Genomic DNA, 24,985 nt, shown 5'->3' with positions numbered 1-24,985 from the left:
AATGGGGAAGTAAGAGAGGTGTGTTAAAAAATGTCTCTCATAGAAACAAAACGTTTACAGATCATTCGTTTTTCCATGAACTGTCTAGAAGCTGCAGTGGAAGGCAAGGAAGCGTTGAAAAAGGCTTCTGGGTATGACGTTGCGGCAGAGTGGCCAAACCGCGATTATGGGGAAATATTGCCGTGGCTTTTGGAGCAATGGAAGAAACATCCTGAACAACAAAAGTGGAGCGGGCTTATCGTTCACAAAGGCAATTCCATGATTATTGAAGAAATTGGAGGCAAAGGCGCTCCGGATGAAAACGGGGTTATTGAGATTGGCTATGGGATTGTACCAAAGTACGAGGGAAAAGGATATGCGACCGAAGCGGTTCGCGCTTTCGTACACTGGCTGACACAATGTCCCGAAGTGAACAAAGTCGTTGCCGAATGCGCAAAAGAAAATATCGCTTCCAAACGCGTGCTAGAAAAAGCTGGGTTTCAATTGAGAGCACAAGATGACGCAATGCTTTTCTGGGAGCTAAAGGACAATTCCCCGGCATAAAGCCGGGAATTTTATAACGAACGAAAAAATTGGTTCCAGTATTTCGCTTGACCGATTGCTCGTTCATCGCGAAGTACATCGCCAGGGGCGTTTCCTTCCCCGATCATATAGCCGATGTATTCAAGACCCATAAATTGAAAGATGTACTGAAACTGTTGAATGAGCGGAAGGCCTTTTATATACGGATCGTCGCCGCCGCAAATCACGACAAAGCCTTTTTTCTTTTTCATTTCTTCTTTAAAAGAAAATCGCGTATCCCGTAAACTTTGTGACCAGCGATCGATAAATTGCTTCATATGTCCGCTCATTCCATACCAATAGATCGGCGTCGCAAATACAAGAACATCATGTTGGCGAACGAGTTCAATGATTCGATCATAATCATCATCCACTTTCGTAAACCCCGCCGGATCATGGCGTTTGTCAACAATCGGCTGAATCAAAAAGTCTCTTATGTTAATACGGGTGCAAGAAACGCCTTCCAACATCACGTCTGTCAGCTGTTCGGTATTTCCGTTTTCTCTTGAACTGCCATTTAACACTAATATTTTCGCCATCGTATCGTTCCTTTCTTTTTCATTACATGATTGATGATAAACGATAGTTGACATTTCCGGCAACCATTTCGTATTTTATAATTAATAAAAAATATTTTATTTTTCAGAAAATGATGGTAACATAAAAGCAAAGGAGATTTTCCATGGCAGAAAAACCACTGAAAGACCGAATTATTGACACCGCTCTTCACCTTTTTGAAAAATATGGGTATCATGGTGTGACCGTTGACCGCATTGTGACAGAAAGCGATACGTCAAAAGGCGGCTTTTACCACAACTTTAAGTCAAAAGACGAGCTGCTTTATCACATTCATGACGTATTTATTACGTATGTCTTGAATAAGGCCCAGGAAGCGTATGAAAATTACACCACTCCAACAGAGCGCTTATATGCTATTATCCAGTCGTTTGTTAAAGTGTTTCATTTATATAAGCCTCACATTACCGTTTTTTATCAGGAAAGCACATATTTAAAGCCGGAATACTCGGAAAAGATCAACCGAAAACGCGATGAGTTCAAACAAGTCATTTTTCGCGTCATCCGTGAGGGGATCGAAGCGGGAGAATTCCGTCCTGAACTATCCGTAGAAATTACTGGCATGTCGATTATCGGCATGGTCAACTGGACGTATAAATGGTATAACCCGGAAGGCCCGCTTTCGATCGAACAAATCGCGAAATATTTTGCCGACTTTATTTTGCATGCCGTGCTGCGGGAAGAAATGAAGGAAAAAGCGTCCATTTCTCAATTTTTGCTTCCGTCTTTGTTTCATACGTTTTCGGAGGAAAAATAATATGTATTTTGTAAAGAAACCAACTGGTCGGTCTAAACGGAAGCAGAGATAGTTAACAACTGTTTCTATTGCTAACGTTAAAACCGACTAGTCGGTTTTAAGATAAATGATAAATCTAATGGGGGAGAGAGAATGAATTTCGAATTAACAAAAGAGCAGCAGATGATTAAAGAGATGGTTCGTGACTTTGCCGAGAAGGAAATTGCGCCATACGCGGCGAAATGGGATGAAGAAGCGTATTTCCCTGTCGAAGTGTTTAAAAAGATGGGCGAATTAGGGCTTTTAGGCATTCCTTTTCCAGAGAAGTATGGCGGCTCAGGCGGAGATACGATTTCTTATGCCATCGCCGTCGAAGAAATCGGCCGCGCTTGTGGCGGCACGGGATTAAGCTATGCTGCTGCCGTTTCCTTAGGCGCAAGCCCGATTTATTATTTCGGCACGGAAGAACAAAAGCAAAAGTGGCTTGTGCCGATGGCAAAAGGCGAAACGTTGGGAGCGTTTGGTTTGACGGAGCCGAACGCCGGGTCTGACGCGGGCGGCACGCGCACCACTGCGGTATTGGATGGCGACGAATATGTCATTAATGGTGAAAAGTGCTGGATTACTAACGCCCAATATTCCAGACAGGTCATTGTCACAGCGGTGACGGGAAAAGATGAACGCGGCAAAAATATTATTTCCGCCATTATCGTTCCAACCGATACGCCAGGGTTTACGATCCGTTCGAACTACGATAAAATGGGCGTCCGAGCTTCCAATACGTGTGAGCTTGTGTTTGAAAACGTCCGTGTGCCGAAAGAAAACGTGCTTGGCGATCCGCAAAAAGGGTTTAAACAGTTTTTGTACACGCTTGACGGGGGCCGCATTTCCATTGCCGCACTGGCGGTCGGCATTGCGCAGGCAGCGTTTGAGAAAGCGCTTCAATATGCGAAGGAGCGCGTCCAATTTGGTCAGACTATTTCAAAATTTCAAGCGATCCAATTTAAGCTTGCCGATATGGCGATGGAAATTGAGCTTGCCCGCAATATGGTGTATAAAGCAGCATGGCTAAAAGATCAAGGAAAACCGTTTACAAAAGAAGCATCATTCGCAAAACTGTTCGCTTCGGAAATGGGCTTCCGTGTCTGCAACCAAGCGATTCAAATTCACGGCGGCTATGGCTATATGAAAGAGTATGGAGTCGAACGCCATTTACGCGACATCAAACTGATGGAAATCGGAGAAGGTACGTCAGAAGTTCAACGCCTTGTGATTGCCCGTCAACTAGGATGCTAAATATCAGGGAATGCGCATATAGTTAGGAATGAATTTGGACAAAGGGGAGGAGACGGTTTATGTTGACGGTCACAGTGGGGAAGTTGCTGGAGGAAAAAGCGAGGTTGCATCCAGATCAAGAGGCGGTCGTGTACGCAGACCGCGGCTTGCGAATGACGTATAAGCAATTCGATGACTATTGCCGTTTAGTAGCGCGCGGGTTGATGCGGCTTGGCATTGAAAAAGGAGAAAATGTGGCGATTTGGGCGACCAATGTGCCGGAATGGATCGCATGCCAATTTGCGACAGGGAAAATGGGAGCGGTGCTTGTCACGGTCAATACGAACTACCGTGCCGCAGAATTAGAGTATTTATTAAAACAATCCGATTCTACCACTCTCTTTTTAATCGAACGATATCGCGACTCTTCTTACGTCGACATTCTTTATGAGATTGTTCCGGAACTGCGTACATGCGAGCCCGGAAAGCTTCAGTCCAAGCGTTTGCCAAAATTGAAAAATGTCGTGTTCATTGGGGAGAAACGCTATCCGGGGATGTTTACGTGGAACGACATTTTGGCGATGGCGCACGATGTGACGGAAGAACAGCTCGATGAACGGATGAATTCGCTCGATCCGCATGACGTCATCAACATGCAGTACACCTCGGGAACGACAGGATTCCCAAAAGGCGTGATGCTCACCCACTACAATATTGTCAACAATGCCCATCAAGTTGCGCAATGCATGAACCTCACGAAAAATGACCGCCTCTGTATCCCGGTGCCGTTCTTCCATTGCTTCGGCTGCGTGATGAGCACATTGGCATGCGCCACAGTTGGAGCGACGATGGTGCCGGTGCAGGAATTTAACCCGAAACAAGTGCTGCAAACCGTGCAAGCGGAAAGATGCACGGCCTTGCATGGGGTGCCGACGATGTTTATTGCCGAATTGAACGAACCTGATTTTGAAAAATATGATTTATCAACGCTTCGCAAGGGAATTATGGCCGGATCTCCTTGCCCAATTGAAGTAATGAAAGCGGTTATCGAGAAAATGGGAATAAAAGAGATTACGACTCACATTTCGCACCCTCTCGACGAAAATCGGGAGGATTTTTTCGTTCCGATGTCGAATGAATCCTTGACACACAAGGAACGTAAAGGAGTTTTTCACTTATGAACGTTCAAGTCAAAAAGGTCTATCGCAATTCTTATTTGAATATAATAAGTGCCCTATTCAAGAAACTGGGTCTGCCTCAATTGATTGACCATCTCGTGCCCGTCGATCCGCAGTGCCAAACGCGAGTCAGCGATGCCGTTCAGGCCATCCTCTACAATGTGTTTGACGGCCGGCAAGCCCTTGTTCACTTGGAACATTGGGCTCAGGAGGTCGATTGTGAGAAACTCATCCGTCCCGATCTCCATCCTTCCTGGTTGAACGACGATGCGTTGGCCCGTCATCTCGATCGCCTGTATGAGGCTGGCATTCACAACGTCATCAGCACTTGCTTGATTCATATTTATCGAAAAGAAGGCCTTTCCCTCCGAGCCTTCCACGCCGATACGACGGACAAGACCGTTTACGGCGCGTATGAATCGGCCTCGTTAGAGGCCTTACAAATCACACATGGCTACAACCGCCATCATCGTTGGCAAAAACAGATCGGTTTCGGACTGGTCGGCAACGAGGACGGCATCCCGTTTTACGGCGATGTGCACGATGGCAACCTGCCCGATAAAACATGGAATCCCGAGGTGCTGTCTCGTGTCCATGAACAGCTGAAGCAGGCCAAAATCGAAGACGAATGGATTTACGTGGCCGATTCCGCCGCGATGACGAAAGAGACCCTGGCGCAAACCAAAGCGGCCAACGCCTTTTTGATCACCAGAGGCCCTTCGTCGCTCCGGATCGTGAAAACCGCGCTGGCCGAAGCGGATGCTGAGGACACGACGTGGAGCGATCCCTTTACGTTGGCGGAGAGAAACGGCGCCACGTACCGGGTATGGGAAACGGCCTCGACGTATGAAGGCCACCCCGTTCGGCTGATCGTTGTTGAATCGAGCGCGCTCGACCAGCGAAAAGGAAAGACGCTTGAAAAAGAACGAACCAAAGAAGCGGAGCTTCTTCGCGAGGAACAAGCCCGTTGGGAGCGTCACCCCTTCTCCTGCCGGGAAGATGCCGAACAAGCCTTGGCGTCCCTCAAGGCGTCCCTTCGCCCCCGGTTTCATCGGGTTGAGGCCGCGGTCGAAGAGATCGTACGCCTGAAAAAACGGCGCGGACGGCCGAAAAAAGGGGCGGAACCCGAGGTGGAGACGCTGTATTTCTTGCACCTTGACGTCGAATTCGACCAAGACGCGTGGGAACAGGCGAGACGGAAAGCGTCCCGGTTTGTCCTTGTCACGACCGTTCCGAAGGAATGGAAGGGCCAACCCATGGATGCCCAAGAGATCTTGAAGCTGTATAAAGGGCAGATCTCGGTGGAAATGAACTTCGCTTTTTTGAAAGATCCGTTTTTCACGGATGAGATTTACGTCAAAAAACCAGAACGGGTCGCAGTATTAGGCTATTTGTTTCTGTTGGCCTTGGCTATTTACCGCGTTTTTCAGCGCCGAGTGCGTCAGTTTATTACTCCAGAACACCCGTTGAAGGGTCCTGGAGGCCGCAAGCTGACCCGGCCGACGGGACAGGCGATTTTTCAGCTGTTTCAATATGTGAACGTCGTCCTGTTCAAGCTGCCGGATGGGCGCATCCAACGCTCACTGGATCGCTCCCTTACCCCTGATCAGCGAAGGATTCTGCAGGGATTGGGCATGGATGAGAGCATCTACGTGTAACGTGATACGGAACGACCAGCGATGGTAAAAAAAGGATTGCCATCGCTCGTTGTGTTGGTCAAAAAGTTATTCTGAAAAACTAAATAAAAAATCCTTTGTTTTGACCTTGTTAGGGTGCGAAATGTGAGTTACGATTGCTTACGGTCAGACGGAATCATCGCCGGTGATTACACAGACAAGAACGAATGATCCGATTCATTTGCGCGTGGAAACGGTTGGTCGCGCGCTGCCAAATGTCGAAGTGAAAATCGTCGAGCCGGGCACGAATAAAGAAGTGCCGCCAGGTGTGCAAGGGGAATTATGCACGCGCGGTTACCATGTGATGAAAGGCTATTACAAAAATCCGGACGCGACAAAAGAAGCCATTGATGAAGATGGCTGGCTGCATACCGGCGATCTGGCTACGATGGATGAAAACGGATATTGCCGTATCACCGGACGTTTGAAAGACATGATTATTCGTGGTGGCGAAAACATTTATCCGCGCGAAATCGAAGAGTTTTTATACAAACATCCAAAAATTTTCGATGTTCAAGTCGTCGGCATTCCTGATGAAAAATACGGCGAGGAAGTGATGGCCTGGATTATCCTGAAAGAAGGAGAAACAGCGACGGCGGAAGAAATTCGCGAGTTTTGCCGCGGGAAAATTTCGCGCCATAAAATTCCGCGCTATATCGAATTTACTGACTCGTTTCCAATGACAGCTTCTGGAAAAATCCAAAAATTCAGATTGCGGGAGATGGCGAAACAACGTCTCGGCCTAACCATTAAATAGTCGTCGCCAAGCGGTGCTTCGTCCTTGAAGCTCCGCTTGGCGATAAAACAATGACGCAAAGGGTGAATGCGATGTTTTCGAAAGTATTAATCGCCAATCGTGGGGAAATTGCGGTGCGTATCATTCGTACGTGTAAAAAATTAGGAATTCAAACAGTTGCCGTCTATTCGGAAGCAGATGCCGATTCGCTTCACGTCAAGCTGGCGGATGAGGCCTATTTGATCGGCAAGCCGCGCGTGAGCGAAAGCTATTTAAATATCGAAAAAATTATTGAAGTGGCGAAGGCGGCAAACGCGGAGGCCATCCATCCGGGCTACGGATTATTATCCGAAAATCCACAATTTGCCCGCCGTTGTGAAGAAGAAGGAATCGTTTTTATCGGGCCGAAAGCGGGCGTAATCGCGAAAATGGGAAGCAAAATTGAAGCAAGAAAGACGATGGAAACGGCTGGAGTGCCGATCGTTCCCGGCATCGCCTTCCCGCTTCAAGATGTCGAGGAAGCGGTAAAAACCGCTGAAGCGATTGGCTATCCAATTATGTTAAAAGCTTCGGCAGGCGGCGGCGGCATCGGCATGCAAATCGTACGCAATGAAGAAGAGCTCCGTAAAGCGTTTGAAGGAAACCAAAAACGCGCTGCTTCGTTCTTCGGAGACGGGGCGATGTATTTAGAAAAATATATCGCTAATCCTCGCCATATCGAAATCCAGCTTCTCGCTGACGAACATGGGAACTGCATTTATTTGTGGGAACGGGAATGTTCGATTCAGCGCCGCCACCAAAAAGTCGTCGAAGAGGCGCCGTCGCCGTTTTTAGATGAAGAGACGCGGCGGAAAATGGGGGAAGCCGCCGTCAAGGCTGCCAAACATATCGGCTATACGAATGCCGGAACGATTGAATTTTTAGTCGATGAACAGAAAAACTTTTATTTTCTCGAAATGAATACACGGCTGCAAGTCGAGCATCCAGTTACCGAAGAAATTACCGGGCTCGATTTAGTCGAAGAACAACTGCGCGTCGCCACTGGCGAGCCGCTTCGCTATCGGCAGGAAGATATCCGCCGCGAAGGCCATGCGATTGAAGTGCGCATCTACGCCGAAGATCCGAAAACATTTTTTCCATCGCCGGGGAAAATCACGGCCTTTGGGCTGCCGCAAAGTGAATACGTGCGCAATGAAACGGCGGTGCAAAGCGGCATGACGGTCACACCGTTTTACGATCCGATGATCGCCAAACTGATTACGAAAGGAAACGACCGCCAAGAAGCGATCAAACGTATGCTTGCGGCGCTAGAGAACTATCAAATTGAAGGAATTAAAACAAACATCCCGATGCTAAAAGAGGTGCTTTCCCATCCTGCGTTCCAAGCGGGAGACACAACAACCAATTTTGTAGAAAAGTACTTGCAAACCACAACGACAAAATAAGAAGAAATGGGGGAAGAAAACAATGAGTCAAGTAGTCGCATCAATGGCAGGAAGTGTATGGAAAATTTTTGTCGCGGTAGGAGATCAAGTGGAAGAAGGGCAAGATGTGGTCATTTTAGAGTCCATGAAAATGGAAATCCCGATTGCGGCGGAGTCTTCGGGAGTTGTCAAACAAATCTATGTACAAGAAGGGGATTTTGTGAACGAGGGCGACGTGCTGCTCGAATTAGAATAAGAGGTGAGAGAAATGGGCAAATGGCCAACACATGTCACCATTAAAGAAGTCGGCCCGCGCGACGGACTGCAAAATGAAAAAACACAAATCGCGACAGAAGATAAAATTGCCTGGATCAATAAACTGTCGAAAACAGGCTTAACGTATATTGAGATTACTTCTTTTGTCCATCCAAAATGGATTCCGCAACTTTCGGATGCGTTGGAAGTAGCGACGAGAATTGAACGGGTACCCGGCGTGACGTACGCCGCACTCGTTCCAAATCAAAAAGGATTGGAAAAAGCGCTGACGGCACAAGTGGATGAGGTCGCGGTTTTTATGTCGGCGAGCGAAACGCATAACCGCAAAAATATTAATAAATCGATTGAAGAAACGTTTCCGGTGCTAGAAGAAGTGGTTCGAGCAGCAAAACAAGAAGGGAAAACCGTACGCGGCTACGTATCGACCGTATTTGGCTGTCCGTATGAAGGAAGCGTATCTGTCGAACAAGTCATTCGCGTTTCTGAACGTTTGTTTGACATGGGAATTGACGAGCTTTCTTTGGGCGATACCATTGGTGTCGCTACGCCAAAGCAAGTACAAGAGCTGCTTGAAATCGTCTTAAAGCGGTTCCCAAAGGAAAAGCTCGCGATGCATTTTCATGATACGCGCGGCACGGCGCTAGCGAATATCCTTATTTCGCTCGAGATGGGGATTACCACTTTTGATAGCTCTCTCGGCGGGTTAGGAGGATGTCCGTATGCACCGGGCGCATCAGGAAATGTGGCGACCGACGATTTAGTCTATATGCTTCACGGCATGGGCATTGCCACGGGAATTGATGTCCAGCGTCTTATGGAAGCAGCGCTGTTCATTCAAGAGAAAATCGGCCGCCCGCTTTCAAGCCGTTACTTGCAAACGATTTCTACGTAAAAGGGGGACAACATATATGTCAGAACTTGTTCAATACACGGCATTGGAAAACGGGATTGCGATCATTACGTTAAACCGTCCTGAATCGGCAAACGCGCTATCGACGGAATTGCTATATGAATTATCGCATCTTCTTTACGACCTCGCTTTCCGTCGGGACGTCCGCGTCGTCATTTTTACCGGAGCAGGCGAAAAAGTATTTTGCGCTGGAGCTGATTTAAAAGAGCGCGCCGGTATGAACGAAACGGAAGTACGCAAAACGGTGACGCTGATTCGAGAGACAATTAATCAAGTAGAACAGCTCCCGCAGCCGGTGATTTGCGCGCTAAATGGTTCCGCGTTTGGCGGAGGGCTTGAGCTTGCACTTGCTTGCGATATTCGCGTTGCTGCAGACACGGCGCAGCTTGGTCTTACGGAAACGTCGCTTGGAATCATTCCGGGAGCGGGAGGGACGCAGCGGCTTCCGCGCCTAATCGGAAAAGGGAAGGCGAAAGAATTAATTTTTACAGCAAAACGCATTACCGCTAAAGAAGCGGAACAAATCGGTCTTGTTGAATACGTTGTACCGCGCGAGCAACTGATGGAAAAGGCGATGGAAATCGCCGAACAAATCGTAGTGAATGCGCCAATCGCCGTCATGCAAGCGAAAATTGCGATCAACCGCGGTTTAGATGTTGATTTAGCGACAGGATTGCGCATTGAACAAATGGCATATGACATCACGATTCCAACAAAAGACCGTCTCGAAGGACTACAGGCGTTTAAAGAAAAACGAAAACCGGTCTACAAAGGGGAATAGGGGGAAGGCACATGCAAACAAACGATGTGATGAACAAGCAAAACAAAACACTTACAGAGCAATTGACGGAACGAATCAAGAAAATCGAACAAGGAGGAGCTCCAAAATATCACGAGAAAAACGCCGCGCAAGGGAAACTGTTTGTCCGTGACCGCTTAAAATTATTGTTGGACAACGGACTGGAATTTGAAGACGGTCTTTTTGCGAACTGCCTAGCTGATGGGCTCCCTGCCGATGGCGTTGTTACAGGAGTCGGAAAAATTAACGGTCAAACGGTATGCGTAATGGCGAATGACTCTACGGTGAAAGCAGGTTCATGGGGAGCGCGCACCGTTGAAAAAATTATTCGTATTCAAGAAACCGCAGAAAAGCTTCGCTGCCCGATTCTATATTTAGTGGATTCTGCTGGCGCGCGCATCACGGACCAAATTGAAATGTTTCCAGGCCGGCGCGGTGCGGGAAGAATCTTTTATAACCAGGTGAAATTATCAGGAAAAGTGCCGCAAGTCTGCCTCTTATTTGGTCCTTCCGCTGCCGGTGGGGCGTATATTCCGGCATTTTGCGATATTGTCATCATGGTCGAAGGAAACGCCTCGATGTATTTAGGCTCGCCGCGCATGGCGGAAATGGTGATCGGAGAAAAAGTGACGCTTGAAGAAATGGGCGGGGCCCGTATGCATTGCACTGTTTCCGGATGTGGCGATGTGCTTGTGAAAACGGAAGAAGAGGCGATTGCCTATGCCCGCCGCTATCTATCCTATTTTCCGGCCAATTACAGCGAGAAGCCGCCTGTAGTGGAGGCGAAACCGCCAAAAGCGTTTGAAAAAACGATCGAAGATATTCTTCCGGCGAACCAAAACGCCCCGTTTAACATGTACGATTTGATTGAGCGCGTGATCGACGAAGGCTCGTTTTGCGAAATTAAGAAGCTGTTTGCGCCGGAGCTCATCACCGGACTGGCGCGCTTAAACGGCCAGACGATCGGCATTATCGCCAATCAGCCGCGCGTCAAAGGCGGGGTGTTGTTCCACGATTCTGCCGACAAAGCGGCGAAATTTATTACGCTTTGCGATGCGTTTAACATTCCGCTTCTCTTTTTAGCCGACATTCCAGGTTTTATGATCGGTACGAAAGTGGAGCGCGCCGGCATCATCCGCCACGGAGCGAAAATGATTTCGGCGATGTCGGAAGCGACCGTGCCGAAAATCTCGATCATCGTGCGCAAAGCATACGGTGCCGGGTTGTATGCGATGGCCGGACCGGCGTTTGAACCGGATTGTTGCTTGGCGTTTCCAAACGCGCAAATCGCCGTCATGGGACCGGAAGCGGCAGTCAACGCCGTGTATGCGAATAAAATTGCGGAATTGCCAGAGGAAGAGCGCGCAGCCTTTGTCGAACAAAAACGTGAAGAATACCGCCGCGATATCGATATTTACCGGCTTGCGTCGGAAATGGTCGTAGACGGCATTATTGCTCCAAACCAATTGCGCGATGAGCTGATCCGCCGTTTTGATGCGTATATGTCTAAATATATGACGTTCTCGGAAAGAAAACATGGTGTGTATCCAGTTTAAGGACACTTACGAAAAAATGAGAGAATCATCCACTTGCAAAAAGAAAAAAGATTATGTATGATAATAATCACCAAAAACCGCTGCGTTGTTCGTTGAAGAATGAAGTTTCAACCGATGGCAAAAGAAAGGGAGTTCTATATCGAAACGGGAATGTCATGCCTCCCTACACGCTAGGTTAGAGGACGACAGGAACGTTTCTGCGAACACCCACCTGGTAGAGTGTGGTTGAGAAACTGCATTCCACCAACGGCAAACGCGGCGTCATACACACGAAAAAAGCCGATCTCTTGCATGGAGGTCGGCTTTTTACATGCATGTTGTCAAAAATAGTTGATTTCCAAAATTTAATGAAATAAAAAATTGCTTCTTGATTTATAAAAAGTTTACCCGTGGTGCTAGATAAAATCAGACAAGCATAAAAAATAGCCCTTGCATGAGGATCTCCTTAAAATGAAAGTGCAACCAAACATCAAAAGGAGAAGTTCCCATGCAAGAGCACTTTCATTTTACAACAGATCGTGTCAAACTTCAAAAACAATATGCATCGATTTTGTGTTTTGTATCAGCTCAACTATCGAGTATCCAGATTCATCTTCAACGTCGAAATCGTCATTTGTTGAAACAGAAAGACGAAGTCATCATCACCATCCATGTCCTTGGAAAGTTGTTGGGCTTCACTTCCGAACGGGCTTGGCACCGGTTTGTGATTGGGAATTTGTTTCCCAAGGCCTTGTTCCCTGAGCGTTCTCGGTACAACCGTCGCTGCCGAGCGCTTAGCTTTGCGATCAAGTAGATTCGGCACCAGCTGGCCAAGTGCGGGCAACACCATGCGTATGCGGTCGTGGACAGCTTGCCGATCGAGCTGTGTCATTCATCCCGAATGCATCGCGTCAAACGGTTTCGTGGAATTGCGGATATTGGCTATTGTGCTTCCAAAAGGATCACTTTCTATGGGTTGAAACTTCATCTGCAGGTCACCGACCAAGGGCTTCCGATGGGATATGTCGTCACTGAAGCGTCTTGTCACGACCGGGTGGCCGCTGAAACCGTCATGACGCAAATTCCACATCCGTATAACCTCGGTGACAAAGGGTATATCAGCCAAAAGCTGCAAAAGAAGCTGTACGAAGAGCACCGGGTCGCTTTTTGGACGCCCGTTCGAAAAAATCAGCGAATTCGCCAATCGGACGCATGGAAACAGTGGATGAAGCGAAAACGTAAAGTGGTGGAAACCGTGTTTTCGATTTTAGTCGATTCGTATCGGATCACCGAGATTCGAGCGAACTCGGTTTCTGGATTTGAAACGGCGCTGGATGGTATTTTACTGGCTTACTCCCTTGTTGTTCTTGGGCTAGTTGAGTGTTAAAACTCAACTAGCACCACGGGTTAAAATAGTATATTACATGAAAAATGGTTAGATTTGGCTTAGTGCTGGGCGCAGCTTGTCGGCTTTGTCGAAAAACTGGATTCTACTCGTTTTGAGCAGGCTCTTTTTTATCAACCAGGAAAAAAGGCGGAGCAAGACTTCGGCCTTCTGGACGAATTTTATCTAGCATATGATTTCCCAATGTTTTCCCCACATTTGATTTATTTTGATTTTTATATATTGTCATGTTATAATCATACTTCGCATAGAAATAATTCGTATTGAAACTATTTTGATTACATATTAATAGTGAGGAGGGGGGATGCATGGAAGGTATTGGAAAAGAGATTATGTATTCGGTGTTCCGAATGCAAAAAGCGTTGTGCCGGCTTGTCCGCGAAGATGCGGCCCGGGTAGGAATTACAGAAGTGCAGCTAATGATTCTTTACACGTTATGGAAAAAAGAAAATATCCGGCTGAACGATTTGGCGGAAAAATTAAATTTAAGCAACAGCAACGTCAGCGGTACGGTGGACCGCCTTGTCAGCGCTGGATTAGTGGCGCGGGAAACCTCGAAAAAAGACCGCCGCGCCGTCGTATTAAGTCTAACGGAAAAAGGAAGACGGACGATTCAAGAAGCGTTTAACCAGGAATCAATTTTGTTGCAGCGGTTAAAAAAAATTGAGCAAACAATAGAGATGGATGAAATTATCCAATTTCTTTCTATTCAACAAAAAATGAAGGACATATTGCTAGGGGAGGAATAAAACAATGAACGCAAAACGGCTCATCACGCTAAACATTATCGTTCTTATTTTACTTGTAGGCGGCGGTTTTGCTGCTTATTATTATGTCAACGAGGTAACCAACTACATTAAAACGGACAACGCCCGTATCGACGGCCAAGCGATTACGATTACTGCTCCGTTTTCTGGAAAGTTGACTTCCTGGTCGGGAAATGTCGGAAAAACGTTTAACAGCGACGCTAAAATTGGTGAGATCTTCGACGGCAAAAATACAATCCCAGTAACTGTTCCGCATCATATGACGATTGTGCAGCAAAACGCGGTGGAAAATTCGTTTGTCGCTGCTGGCATGACGCTGGCGCGCGGCTATGATTTGGATGATTTGTGGGTAACGGCCAACATTGAAGAAACGGATATTAGAGATGTCAAAGTAGGCCAAGATGTCGATATTTACGTGGATGCATACCCAGATCGCAAATTTACCGGCAAAGTAGAAAAAATAGGGAATGCGACTGCCAATACATTTAGCTTGCTTCCAAGCTCCAACGCTACTGGAAACTATACGAAAGTGACGCAAGTCATTCCAGTGACGATTTCCATTGACGATGATAACGGGGCGGGGCTAGTACCAGGAATGAACGTCACCGTTCGCATTCATAAGTAGGTGATGGCCTATGGCAATGTTTTTAACTGGCTACATTATTTTTTCCGTTCTCGTTCTTGCGGTGGCGAATATTGCGCTAATAAGACGAAAAAACGCTCCCGTCCCGCCTGATGCAAAACGAGCGGAAGCATCGACCAGCGCGGTGGCAAATAGCGACGAAAAGACGGTTCAAACAACAGCGCCATCCGGCCAAACGGCTTTGGCCAACATTGGCGACAGCCGCGTAAAAGTGGTCGTGACGATCATACTTGGAGCGTTTGTGGCGATTTTGAACCAAACGCTCATTAACGTCGCGCTGCCGCATATGATGAATGATTTCAATGTAGAAACGTCAACGATTCAATGGCTTGTGACAGGATACATGCTCGTTAACGGTGTGCTGATTCCGATCAGCCCGTTTTTAATTGCTAAATTTCCAACAAAAAAACTGTTTTTATCAGGGATGTCGTTTTTTGCGATCGGAGCGTTTATTTGTTCGGTTGCCCCATCATTTTCCGTTATCTTGACCGGCCGTCTGATCCAAGCGGTAGGGGCGGGAATTATTATGCAATTAATGATGGTCATTATGCTAACTATTTTTCCGCCCGAAAAACGCGGAGTGGCGATGGGAACTGTTGGGATTGCCATGATGTTCGCGCCGGCCGTCGGTCCGACATTATCGGGATGGATCGTGGAACATTACACGTGGCGCCTTTTGTTCTATGTTGTATTACCGATTGCGATTATTGATATTGTGCTCGCGTTTCTTTGGTTAAAGAATACACCGAAAACAGGAAATCCGCTTTTAGACTGGCGCGGCGCGATTTATTCGACAATCGGCTTTGGCGGTGTGCTTTATGGATTCAGCGAAGCCGGAAGCAACGGCTGGGGACAGACGAGTGTAATAGTGTCCATTATCATTGGTGTCATATTCTTGATTTTATTTACATGGCGTTCGTTAACGATGGAAAATCCAATTTTGAATTTCCGTGTGTTTAAATATAACGTGTTTACTTTGTCCACCATCATCGGCTGCGTCATTAACATGGCTCTGTTTGCCGCGATGGTCCTGCTTCCGGTCTATTTGCAAAACTTGCGCGGCTTTACGCCGTTTGACGCGGGTTTGTTGCTTTTGCCTGGCGCGATCGTAATGGCGATTATGTCGCCGATTTCCGGCTGGATTTTTGACCGCATCGGCGCGCGCATGCTGGCGATTGTTGGATTAGTTATTACGGTCGTGACAACGTGGGAGTTCAGCAAGCTGACGATGGATACGCCATACAGCCATATTTTGGCCATTTATATTTTCCGCATGTTCGGCATGTCGATGTTGTCGATGCCGATTATGACGGAAGGATTAAACGCGTTGCCACGCCATTTATACAGCCATGGAACGGCAATGGCCAACACGCTGCGGCAAGTCGCTGCTTCGCTTGGTACGGCATTTCTCGTTACCATCATGTCTAACCGTACGAAGTTTCATGCGGAAAATTATCGCAATGAGATGACGGAAAATAATCCGTTCTTCATGGATATTGTCGCGCAGTTGAAACATGCGATTCCTAGTGATGAAGCGATCGCGCAGCTTTTATATGGCATCGTACAACAGCATTCCGCTGTTGAGGGAATTAACGACGCATTTTTTGTCGCTACCGGACTCGCTGTGCTGGCGCTGATTTTGGCGTTCTTCTTAAAAGGGAAAAAGAAAGATGTTCCATCAGCTTGATGGAATGCTGGCGCAAATGGACGCAACCAGGCCGTTTGCGCCATTTTTTTATGATGGGCAATGTACGGAAAAAGGAGCGTCGCTTCGAATTGTATAACGTTGATAGAGTAGGGGGGATTTCATTGGAACAACAAAGCCGATGGCAAGCAAGAAAAAACAAACGGAAAAGGCATTGGCTGCTGAATGGAGCTGTGTTCGCGGTTTTTATTGTCGGCGTCTATTTAGCGATGCAATGGTATATCGCGACAAGAGATATAAGCGCGCTGCAAAATCCGCTGCCAGCCCCGACTGTCATTTATGACCAAAACGGACGTGTCGCTAGCAAAATTTCCTCATCGAAGATGGAATGGGTACCGATCGAACGGATTCCTAATCATTTTCTCGAAGCGGTAGTAGCGACAGAAGACCGCCGTTTTTATCAGCATCATGGGATTGATTATTATGGCATTTTGCGGGCGCTCGTCCGCAATATGAAAGCTGGGGAATGGGCGGAAGGCGGAAGCACCATTACACAGCAGTTAGCGAAAAACGTATTTTTAACGAATGAACTGTAGATGAGCAAATTCGCTAACATAAATTTACAACCAAACAAAAAAAGAGACATGAACCCGATTCCTTGATTAGAATAGATGTGTCACCAAAACTATTCACAAGGAGGTTCATGTCTCATGAATAGATTAGCACATCATCAAGGAATCCACAAGTTTTTCACGATGTTGGGGTTGGCCCTTTATTTTTCAAAACCTGTCATGAAGCATCTCGTTCATATCGTGGATGCGCTGACCACCAAAGGATTTGCGGGAACATTGACCGATCTTCATCATTGGAGCTTTCATCCGAACCACCGCACGACACTCAGCCATTTTTTCACGAAAAGCCCTTGGGATGAAGAGACGCTGCTTCGCAAACTTCAACAGTGGATGCTTCGTCGTGTCGAACGCATCGCCAAACAGGAGAGTCAACCCCTTTTTGTTTCGATCGATGATACGATTTGCCAAAAAACCAAGCCTTCGTCACAGGCAACGCACGCCATTCAAGGGTGTGATTGGCACTATTCTCACACAGAGAAAAAGTCGATCTGGGGACATTCTCTCGTTTGGCTCATGGTTCATACGATGACCCAGGCTTTTCCCTTTGCGTTCCGCCTCTACGACAAGGCGGCTGGGAAAAGCAAGGGGGAACTCGCGATCGAGATGCTTTCTTCTTTGGATGTACACCGTCCTGTTTATGTGCTGATGGACTCTTGGTATCCATCGCAAACGCTCGTGGAAGCTTGTCTGAAAAAGGGATTCCACGTAATCGCAATGCTCAAGGCCAATCGGCTTCTTTATCCAAAAGGCATTGCGGTTCAGGTGAGGGAGTTTGCCCGCTACATCGAACCGAAAGACACTCACCTCGTCACGGTGGGAGAAGAGCGTTATCGGGTTTATCGCTACGAAGGCTCTCTCAAAGGTCTCGATGATGCCGTGGTGCTGCTCGCTTGGAAAGCCGATCAGCCGATGACATCGGAACATCTTCACTGCGTCTTGAGCACCGACCGGGATCTAAGCGATGAAGAGATCTTGCGCTACTATGCCCAGCGTTGGTCGATCGAATGTTTTTTCCGTCAAGCGAAAGACCAGCTGAAACTCGATGGATACCGCGTTCGCGGACGTCGGGCGGTGAAACGCTACTGGATCTTGGTGCAGCTTGCTTACGTGTACAGCATGTTCGAGTCGAACAGCGATTTTTCTGATGGGCTCGATCTTCTGCGCAAGAGAAAAGGACATAGCCTCGTGGAGTTCATTTACCGTGCAGCGAAACAAAATATTCCCATTGATACCGTGAAAAAACAGCTCCACGTGGCATAAGGGGTACCCTGTTTGTCTCTTTTACATGGTAATTATTGTAATTAAAATTGCTCAACTACAGGAATGAAAAAACATTGCGGCGCAAATGGGAAGAATGGTTTATCGCGAAAAAAATCGAGCAAACGTATTCGAAAAAAAAGATTTTAGAAATGTACGTCAACCGTGTTTACTTCGGCGAGGGAGCGTGGGGGATTAAAAAAGCGGCAGAAACTTACTTTGGAAAGGATGTTTCCGAATTAACGGTAAGCGAATCCGCGTTGTTAGCAGGATTGATTAAAGCGCCGTCCGCACTGTCTCCCGTCCGTCATTACGAAGAAGCGATCGCTAGGAGAAACATCGTTCTTCAATTAATGAAGGAACAAGGTTATATTGATGAACAAACGTTTTTGCGCGCTAGACAAGAAAAGATTATCATTCAAAAAGAAAAAGAGGATCCGTACAAAGGAAAATATCCGTATTACGTCGACCATCTCATTCAAGAAGCAATCGAACGGTATCATTTAACACAAAAGGAAGTGCTGTCCGGGGGGCTTCATATTTATACAGAGTTAAACCCCCGCATGCAGGAAGCGTTAGAAACGGTATATCAAAATGACGCATTATTTCCAAAAGGAACGGATGATCAACTTGTCCAAAGTGGTGCGGTGCTTCTTGATCCGAAAACAGGCGGGATCAAGGCGTTGATCGGCGGGCGCGGCGAGCATGTATTCCGCGGGTTTAACCGGGCGACGCAACTAAAACGTCAGCCGGGGTCAGCCATGAAGCCGCTTGCTGTGTATACTCCCGCGTTAGAACAGGGATACCATATATTTGACGAATTAAAAGATGAGCCAATGGAGTTTGATGGCTATCGCCCAGAAAACTATGACCATACGTACCGCGGAAGTGTCACGATGTATGAGGCGGTCATTCATTCGCTGAACGTTCCTGCTGTATGGCTTTTAGATCAAATCGGATTGGAAAAAGGCATCGATGCTTTGCAGCGGTTCGGCATCCCTTTAGAAAAAGAAGACCATTATTTAGGAATTGCATTAGGGGGAATGAAGCAGGGAGTATCTCCATTGCAAATGGCAGAGGCATATTCGGCATTTCCGAATAACGGTGTACGAAAAGAAGCCCACATTATTACAAAAATCGTCGACCAAAACGGCAACGAGATGGCGAAATGGGAACCGCATGATGTGCGTGTCACATCAAAAGAAGTGGCGCAAAAAATAACGTTTATGCTCGAAGGGGTCGTAAAAGAAGGAACAGGGAAACTCGCCCGCATTCCTGGAAGGGCGTTAGCGGGAAAAACAGGCTCGACCCAATTTCCGCTAGATGGAGTAAATGGGGTAAAAGATCAATGGATGGTTGGCTATACTCCTCAGCTTGTCGGAGCGGTTTGGCTTGGATATGATCATACCGATGAACGCCATTATTTGCAAACGACAAGCAGCCAAACGGTCGCCGTTATTTTTAAAGAAATCATGGAAAAAGCGCTCGAAGGCACGCCATCGCAGCCATTTGCCTACCCAGCTTTAAAGAAAGAAAAGAAACAATGGCAGCAATGGCATAGACAAAAGAAAGAAGAAGAAAAACGGAAAAAAGAAGAGGAACGAAAAAAACATGAACACGGCCTAAAAGAAAAAAGGGAGAAGGAAAAACGACCACACCATCCGCATGAAAAACATGAAAAGAAACATAAGGAAAAAGGAAAAGGCCATAAACATGATCATGATTAAAATCGGATTGGCGTCATCGCCAATCCGATTTTTTAGTTCTTATTTTTTGTTTCCGTCGTATATATAGGACAAGCGATAGAAAAAAAGGGAGGAATTTTTATGGCTTATTTCGGTTCCAAAGGTTGGCTCGTCCAACAGTTGAAAGAGGCAGGAATTCGCCGTCATCCTGTGGAAAGAAAAAAATTAGAAACGTATAGAACAGCCACTTTAATTGGACTGTATCAAAAATATGTAAAGAAAAATCAATAGCCGAATGATGCAATCGTTCGGTTTATTTTTTGTGTGGAAATAAGTAACATAAAAGAGAGGAGGGGATGTGATGATGAAAAAAAGATTTGTCGTCGAAGAACATGAAACGATTGACGAGTGTCTGGAGCGTATAAAAGCAGAAGGATATCGCCCCATTCGACGTATCGAACAGCCGATTTTTCGTGAAGTGAAGAAAAATGGGGAAACGGTCATTGAACCGTGCGGAAGAACGATAACGTTCGAAGCAGTCCGGAACGAATAAACCAGAATCCCTTTATAAAGGGTATTCTGGTTATTCTTTGAATTCCCGTGTTTTTTTCGCAACATCATGGTCGCCGGTAGGATTGCCGCTTGATGCTTCGTATCCGACTCGATATACGTAATCTTTTGGCGCATTGATTATATTATCCATGTTGTATTGCTTGATGTCTTGTTGGAATTGACGCTCGTTTGAATGTTTGTCCATCGTGATTCCTCCTTTATTTTAAAGACTTTCATCCATAGCATGCCCAACCGCACTCCCATTCATCGAAAATTAATTGATATTGCAGCCAAATCGAAATATCGCTAAAATGGGAGTAGTAATGACAAAAAAAGGAGAGTCGAACATGATTCATCACACTTGGTTAAAACGCCCAACGTTAAAAAAGGTGAAATGTGTACATACCAACGCGGAAAAATACATTGTTAATAATGTGTTAACACCAGGAAAAACATATGAAGTAAAAAACGAAACAGAAGAATTTTATTTTGTCATTGATAATACAGGGAAAATCGGCGGATTTTATAAAGACTATTTTGAGGAAGTGCAAGAAGTGGAGTAAGGGCAGTTTAGGGCAAGGTGTTCACCCCAGCATGTTCTATGAATCGTGATACGGGTAACATGATCATTGCTCGATGAATGCTACAAACCAATGAAGGCTGTCTTCGTTTCTCACGGAGACAGCCTTTTCGCCTATTGGGAAACGAGCGATTTTTCTTTTGGCAGCCACCATGTGAGCACCCCAAGCAACGGAAGGAAGCTGCACAATATCATAAGAATGTTTAAATTATACAAATCAGCAATTTTTCCAAGAACAACAGCCCCAAGTGCTCCCATCCCAAACGCCAGCCCAACGATCAGCCCCGACGCCATGCCGACATTTCCGGGAAGCAATTCTTGAGCATACACGACAAATGTAGAAAAACTTAATGATAAAATAAACCCAGCAAGAAAAACGACAGGAAGTATCCATGCAAGCGGAAGATACGGAAGCATGAGGGCAAACGGTGCGGTGCCGAGTGTCGAAAACAACATCAAATTTCGTTTTCCGAATCGATCCGCTAGCGGTCCGCCTACAAATGTACCGATGGCTCCGGCGATCATAAATACAAATAAATAAACCTGTGCTTCTTGAATCGGCACATGATAATGTTTCATCAAATAAAATTGATAATAGTTGGAAATGCCAGCGGAATACCATGACCGCGCAAACACTAAAAAGATTAGTAGCGATAAAGCAAAGATGATATTTGGTCGTTGGCTTGGTCTCGCTTTGTCGTCCTTTGCCTGTTTGCGAACGGTTCCGTATTGTTCAAGGCGGTTAGAATACCATCGTGACACGCGAAACAAAAGGACGATGCCAAAAGCAGCAATAACAGTGAACCAAACCGCGCCTTTTTGCCCAAATGGAACAAAAATCAGTGCCGTAAACAGTGGAGCAAGGGCATTTCCCGTATTCCCACCCACTTGGTAAATGGATTGGGCGAATCCCCTTCTTGCCCCCGCGGCAAAATATACAACGCGTGATCCTTCCGGATGAAAAATCGCTGAACCGAACCCAACAAACAAGACGGATAATAAAACAAAGAAAAAATGTGGCGCAAACGCAAGCCCCACCATGCCAAGCAAGCTCGCTGCCATTCCAAGCGGTAGGAAGTAAGGAGAGGGGGTTCGGTCCGTAAAAAAGCCAACAACCGGTTGCATCACCGAAGAAGTCATATTTAGGGTAAAAGCGATCCATCCAATTTGGGTATACGATAAATTCATGGATCTTTCTAAAATCGGAAACAACGCCGGAATAACCGCTTGCATCGAATCATTCAATAGATGGCCTACACTAATTGCGATTAAAATGGGATATACGGTTGTTTGCACCCCCGTGACACGTTGGACATTCACTTGCATTTCTCCATCCCCCTTATCGTTTTCAAAAAAAATCCCCTTCGTGGAAAGCGAAGGGAGCCATTTATTCTTTATTCCATTATAATCCATTTGAAGGTGATTGCAATAACATATGTTTACGTTCTAGCCAAAAATGATCGAAGATGCATCACTGTCTAAATTTCTCTTTTCCAGACGTATCAATGGAAATTTTTACTTTAATCTTTTTTAAATTTTCGTCTGTTAATGGAATCTTTCCGCTTTTGGAAAACTTCTTCCAATCTTCCGGTTTTTGGCGATACATCGCTTCAGAGAGGTTAAGGATATCCATATCGTATTTCAGCCCCAACTTGTAGAGGCTTCTTATTTCCTCTTCCACCGTTTTTTGCGCCAAGCGAATTAATTGTTTTTCCGTTAATTTTTCTCTTAACTCCACTACACTTCCTTTGCCGGATACCTTGATGTTAAACACGGGAGTATTTCCTTTGATTTGGTAGGAAATTTTGGGTTTAGGTTTAAGAATGACGATCGATGCGACCACTTTGTTTCCTTTTTTTACATAAATAGGAGTTCTGCTTATATCTTTTTCCATCCACCTGATTCCCAGCAACTTGGAACGATCGATACATTGTTGAAGCTCATAATGGTCAACAAAGCAAATTCCTTTTACATTTAACATCGGTTTTTCTTTTTTATCTTCCGCCCAATTGCGCGTAGTAATGTTGAGATAAGGAAGTCGCGCTGTTTTGGAAGTTTCATTCATATCAGCGATAAAGCGATGTAAGCGGATCGGCCGAATAAATGAACTTTGTTGAAAAAGCTCCTCAGGATTGGATAACAAAGAATAGAATGGAGTTGTATGCAAAAGTGGTGTTGCCTCAAAAATTTTTTTTAATGGCTCATCTGTCGCATAAACCCATAGTGTAGGCCTAATTTCGTTATATCGGGTTATAAGGTCTAAGACGTCTTGCAGTACTGCTTTCTTAAGCGCTCTTTTTGTAAACACGATACTTTTCACATGCCCCCATGATACCATTCGTTGAATAGAAGTATACAACTTATCGGTTGCAATATTAAACGTTTCGCCTGTGAATCTTCCAACGGCAACGGAGGTTTTTTCTTGGGTGCCTCCAGTCTCGACTTTCGCCAATCCGATAAAGCTAATGAGCTGCACATAAACGATAAAATGATGATCCTTATAATCAACACCTATTGCATCAATATAAACAAGATGATCAATATTGCGCGCTCCCCAGCAGCCTGTTAACAAGAATATAGAGATGATAAAGGGAAAGGCGGGTTTGAAATTCAATTCGCTTCCCCCCTTGGTGTATCGTCCTGCGGTTTTAGCAAATCTGCTCTCTTTTTGAATTTTTTCCATCCATTCGGGATTAAGACTTTGAAAATATCCCTGGTTGGAGGAGAGAGCGGAGTAAGATACGGAATTCCAAATATGGTTAAATTTGCCGTGTATGTTAAAATTATAAATAAAGAAGCGATAAACCCAAAAAACCCTAGTGCAGAAGAAGCGGCTAAGACAATAAAACGCAATAACGTCACGGTTCCCGCCAAGTTTTGATTCACTAATGTAAACGTGGCGATAACGGAAATGGCCGCAACAACAAGGCTTCCTGGTGTGGCTAAGCCAGCGTTGACAGCCGATTGTCCAATAATCAATCCGCCGACAACCGATAACGTTTGCCCAATCGCTAACGGCAAGCGCATGCCCGCTTCTTTAAAGATCTCGAACAACCCCACCATGATGAACGTTTCTAGTGGAACAGGCAACGGCACTCCTTGCCTGGAAAGCGCAACCGTTCCTAAGAGAGTGAATGGCACTTCTTCTGGGTGAAACGATAATAACGCGACCCAAAATCCAGGTAAATAAATAGACACGGAAATTCCCATGGTGCGAAGGAATCTCTGAAAAATGACGAAGAAAGGTGATGTAACGTTATCTTCCGATGTATTTAGTAAAAACAATAAGTTTCCTGGACCAATAATGACGGTGGGAGCACCGTCTAGCAGGATGATAAATCTTCCATTTAATAAACAATTCACTGCAAAATCCGGCCGTCCTGTGTAGGCAAATAACGGAAACAGCGAGAACCGTTTATCGCCAATCTGCTCTTCCAACTGATTGGTGCTCGTAAGAGAATCAATATTTACCTGTAAAATTCTTTTTTTTACCTCATGAATCATTTCGGGATTGGCGATGTCGTCAATGTACATTAATCCCACTTTTGTTTGGCTTCTTGTTCCGACGATAAATTGTTCATAACAGAGCTTATGGGATTTGATCCGCTTACGGATGAGCGCGACGTTTTTCGAAATTTCCTCAATAAAACCGTCTTTCGGACCGCGGATCGACACCTCCGTGTTCGGCTCTTCCGGGTCGCGGTTCGGTGGATTGGCAAGCGTAAGGGAATATAAAACATCCGCTTCTTGAAAGTAGATTAATAAATCACCGCTAAAGAGAAGATAGTTCAGATCATCGATCAGCACTTCTTTTCCAAGCAATTCCATTGGCATCAGTTTGTTTGTTTCAATTTCCTCCACCGACTGGCAAGGATATTCGCGGCACATTTCGCGAAACATTGGAAATATGACCTGTTTCATCTGCTGAGAGTCACACAGCTCCTCACAATAGACAAACACTAAGGTAAGCGTGCCGCTTGCGGTTTTTGCCGGTTGAATCGTCGAGGTAAGAATCGCGACATCTTTACAATGAGAAAAATGATCGCGCAACGTTTGCTCGGAAATGATGAGTGTTTCCTGTCCGCTATGATCATTTGGATTATTTCTGACTTGCGGCGCTCTGGAAGGAATTTGCAT

General features: G+C 45.9%; 23 protein-coding genes, 1 other RNA gene and 3 pseudogenes. 22 read left to right on the top strand and 5 right to left on the bottom strand.

The annotated features are described in order from the left end of the window. The first annotated feature begins 30 nt into the window (after nucleotides 1–30). The gene (locus tag BDD39_RS06775) at nucleotides 31–543 is read left to right on the top strand and encodes a GNAT family N-acetyltransferase (RefSeq protein WP_166909240.1); all 513 of its coding nucleotides are present in this window, start codon (nucleotides 31–33) and stop codon (nucleotides 541–543) included. An 11-nt stretch (nucleotides 544–554) separates the two neighbouring features. On the opposite strand, the gene BDD39_RS06770 is transcribed toward BDD39_RS06775, so the two are convergent. Further along, the gene (locus tag BDD39_RS06770; protein WP_166909239.1) at nucleotides 555–1,100 is read right to left on the bottom strand and encodes a flavodoxin family protein; all 546 of its coding nucleotides are present in this window, start codon (nucleotides 1,098–1,100) and stop codon (nucleotides 555–557) included. 143 nt (nucleotides 1,101–1,243) lie between these two features. Here BDD39_RS06770 and BDD39_RS06765 point away from each other — a divergent pair, with 143 nt between their 5' ends. From BDD39_RS06765 to BDD39_RS06670, 20 genes and pseudogenes are all read left to right on the top strand, one after another. Then, nucleotides 1,244–1,894, top strand: coding sequence for a TetR/AcrR family transcriptional regulator (locus BDD39_RS06765; protein WP_166909237.1), 651 nt, complete (start codon nucleotides 1,244–1,246; stop codon nucleotides 1,892–1,894). Between the two features lie 132 nt (nucleotides 1,895–2,026). Further along, on the top strand, nucleotides 2,027–3,169 hold the full coding sequence (locus BDD39_RS06760; protein ID WP_166909235.1) for an acyl-CoA dehydrogenase: 1,143 nt from the start codon (nucleotides 2,027–2,029) through the stop codon (nucleotides 3,167–3,169). A gap of 59 nt (nucleotides 3,170–3,228) precedes the next feature. Next, a pseudogene (locus BDD39_RS06755) lies at nucleotides 3,229–4,263 on the top strand (AMP-binding protein); the annotation flags it as partial. A gap of 62 nt (nucleotides 4,264–4,325) precedes the next feature. Then, nucleotides 4,326–5,984 carry an IS1634 family transposase gene (locus BDD39_RS06750; protein ID WP_015863777.1) on the top strand — a complete coding sequence of 553 codons (1,659 nt, stop codon included), beginning with the start codon at nucleotides 4,326–4,328 and terminating at the stop codon, nucleotides 5,982–5,984. Nucleotides 5,985–6,111: 127 nt separating this feature from the next. Next, nucleotides 6,112–6,759, top strand: a pseudogene (locus BDD39_RS06745) (AMP-binding enzyme); the annotation flags it as partial. A gap of 71 nt (nucleotides 6,760–6,830) precedes the next feature. After that, complete coding sequence (accC, locus tag BDD39_RS06740) at nucleotides 6,831–8,183, top strand: acetyl-CoA carboxylase biotin carboxylase subunit (protein WP_166909233.1); 1,353 nt, start codon at nucleotides 6,831–6,833, stop codon at nucleotides 8,181–8,183. Nucleotides 8,184–8,205: 22 nt separating this feature from the next. Then, nucleotides 8,206–8,418 (top strand): acetyl-CoA carboxylase biotin carboxyl carrier protein subunit, encoded by a 213-nt coding sequence (locus tag BDD39_RS06735; protein WP_166909231.1) that lies wholly within the window; start codon nucleotides 8,206–8,208, stop codon nucleotides 8,416–8,418. Nucleotides 8,419–8,430: 12 nt separating this feature from the next. Continuing rightward, a complete protein-coding gene (locus BDD39_RS06730) occupies nucleotides 8,431–9,330 on the top strand; it encodes a hydroxymethylglutaryl-CoA lyase (RefSeq protein WP_166909229.1) in 900 nt (299 codons plus the stop codon). A gap of 16 nt (nucleotides 9,331–9,346) precedes the next feature. Next, complete coding sequence (locus tag BDD39_RS06725) at nucleotides 9,347–10,129, top strand: enoyl-CoA hydratase (protein ID WP_166909227.1); 783 nt, start codon at nucleotides 9,347–9,349, stop codon at nucleotides 10,127–10,129. Nucleotides 10,130–10,140: 11 nt separating this feature from the next. Beyond that, entirely contained in the window at nucleotides 10,141–11,703 is a 1,563-nt protein-coding gene (locus tag BDD39_RS06720) for an acyl-CoA carboxylase subunit beta (RefSeq protein WP_166909225.1), read from the top strand. Between the two features lie 74 nt (nucleotides 11,704–11,777). Continuing rightward, a non-coding RNA gene (gene ssrS / locus BDD39_RS06715) (6S RNA) lies at nucleotides 11,778–11,969 on the top strand. Between the two features lie 221 nt (nucleotides 11,970–12,190). Beyond that, nucleotides 12,191–13,069: pseudogene (locus BDD39_RS06710) on the top strand (IS982 family transposase). A 326-nt stretch (nucleotides 13,070–13,395) separates the two neighbouring features. Continuing rightward, nucleotides 13,396–13,836: a MarR family winged helix-turn-helix transcriptional regulator gene (locus BDD39_RS06705; protein WP_166909223.1), complete on the top strand. Its 441-nt coding sequence runs from the start codon at nucleotides 13,396–13,398 to the stop codon at nucleotides 13,834–13,836. Between the two features lie 4 nt (nucleotides 13,837–13,840). Beyond that, nucleotides 13,841–14,479, top strand: coding sequence for an HlyD family secretion protein (locus BDD39_RS06700; RefSeq protein ID WP_166909220.1), 639 nt, complete (start codon nucleotides 13,841–13,843; stop codon nucleotides 14,477–14,479). Nucleotides 14,480–14,489: 10 nt separating this feature from the next. Then, nucleotides 14,490–16,184, top strand: a complete 1,695-nt coding sequence (locus BDD39_RS06695; RefSeq protein WP_166909218.1) for a DHA2 family efflux MFS transporter permease subunit — start codon at nucleotides 14,490–14,492, stop codon at nucleotides 16,182–16,184. A gap of 122 nt (nucleotides 16,185–16,306) precedes the next feature. Beyond that, nucleotides 16,307–16,738: a biosynthetic peptidoglycan transglycosylase gene (locus BDD39_RS06690; RefSeq protein ID WP_243846006.1), complete on the top strand. Its 432-nt coding sequence runs from the start codon at nucleotides 16,307–16,309 to the stop codon at nucleotides 16,736–16,738. A 114-nt stretch (nucleotides 16,739–16,852) separates the two neighbouring features. After that, complete coding sequence (locus BDD39_RS06685; RefSeq protein ID WP_166907872.1) at nucleotides 16,853–18,034, top strand: IS701 family transposase; 1,182 nt, start codon at nucleotides 16,853–16,855, stop codon at nucleotides 18,032–18,034. A 47-nt stretch (nucleotides 18,035–18,081) separates the two neighbouring features. Then, nucleotides 18,082–19,758 (top strand): transglycosylase domain-containing protein, encoded by a 1,677-nt coding sequence (locus BDD39_RS06680; RefSeq protein WP_279587932.1) that lies wholly within the window; start codon nucleotides 18,082–18,084, stop codon nucleotides 19,756–19,758. 99 nt (nucleotides 19,759–19,857) lie between these two features. Next, entirely contained in the window at nucleotides 19,858–20,007 is a 150-nt protein-coding gene (locus tag BDD39_RS06675) for a DUF2639 domain-containing protein (RefSeq protein WP_166909216.1), read from the top strand. A gap of 70 nt (nucleotides 20,008–20,077) precedes the next feature. Then, nucleotides 20,078–20,269, top strand: coding sequence for an NETI motif-containing protein (locus BDD39_RS06670; RefSeq protein WP_166909215.1), 192 nt, complete (start codon nucleotides 20,078–20,080; stop codon nucleotides 20,267–20,269). A 30-nt stretch (nucleotides 20,270–20,299) separates the two neighbouring features. On the opposite strand, the gene BDD39_RS06665 is transcribed toward BDD39_RS06670, so the two are convergent. Further along, on the bottom strand, nucleotides 20,300–20,473 hold the full coding sequence (locus BDD39_RS06665) for a hypothetical protein (RefSeq protein WP_166909214.1): 174 nt from the start codon (nucleotides 20,471–20,473) through the stop codon (nucleotides 20,300–20,302). Nucleotides 20,474–20,615: 142 nt separating this feature from the next. Between BDD39_RS06665 and BDD39_RS06660 the strand changes: the two genes are divergently transcribed. Continuing rightward, nucleotides 20,616–20,831, top strand: coding sequence for a DUF6501 family protein (locus BDD39_RS06660; protein WP_166909213.1), 216 nt, complete (start codon nucleotides 20,616–20,618; stop codon nucleotides 20,829–20,831). Between the two features lie 131 nt (nucleotides 20,832–20,962). Here BDD39_RS06660 and BDD39_RS06655 read toward each other — a convergent pair whose 3' ends face one another. The 3 genes from BDD39_RS06655 to BDD39_RS06645 all read right to left on the bottom strand — a co-directional run bounded on the left by BDD39_RS06655 (nucleotide 20,963) and on the right by BDD39_RS06645 (nucleotide 24,985). Continuing rightward, the gene (locus BDD39_RS06655; RefSeq protein ID WP_166909212.1) at nucleotides 20,963–22,174 is read right to left on the bottom strand and encodes an MFS transporter; all 1,212 of its coding nucleotides are present in this window, start codon (nucleotides 22,172–22,174) and stop codon (nucleotides 20,963–20,965) included. Between the two features lie 145 nt (nucleotides 22,175–22,319). After that, entirely contained in the window at nucleotides 22,320–23,462 is a 1,143-nt protein-coding gene (locus BDD39_RS06650; protein WP_166909211.1) for a Ger(x)C family spore germination protein, read from the bottom strand. Then, the gene (locus BDD39_RS06645; RefSeq protein WP_166909210.1) at nucleotides 23,459–24,985 is read right to left on the bottom strand and encodes a spore germination protein; all 1,527 of its coding nucleotides are present in this window, start codon (nucleotides 24,983–24,985) and stop codon (nucleotides 23,459–23,461) included. Before BDD39_RS06645 ends, BDD39_RS06650 begins: the two co-directional genes overlap by 4 nt.

Origin of the sequence: Saccharococcus thermophilus, assembly GCF_011761475.1 — a bacterium.
Lineage (GTDB): Bacteria > Bacillota > Bacilli > Bacillales > Anoxybacillaceae > Saccharococcus > Saccharococcus thermophilus.
This window is presented reverse-complemented; position numbering and strand designations above follow the sequence as displayed.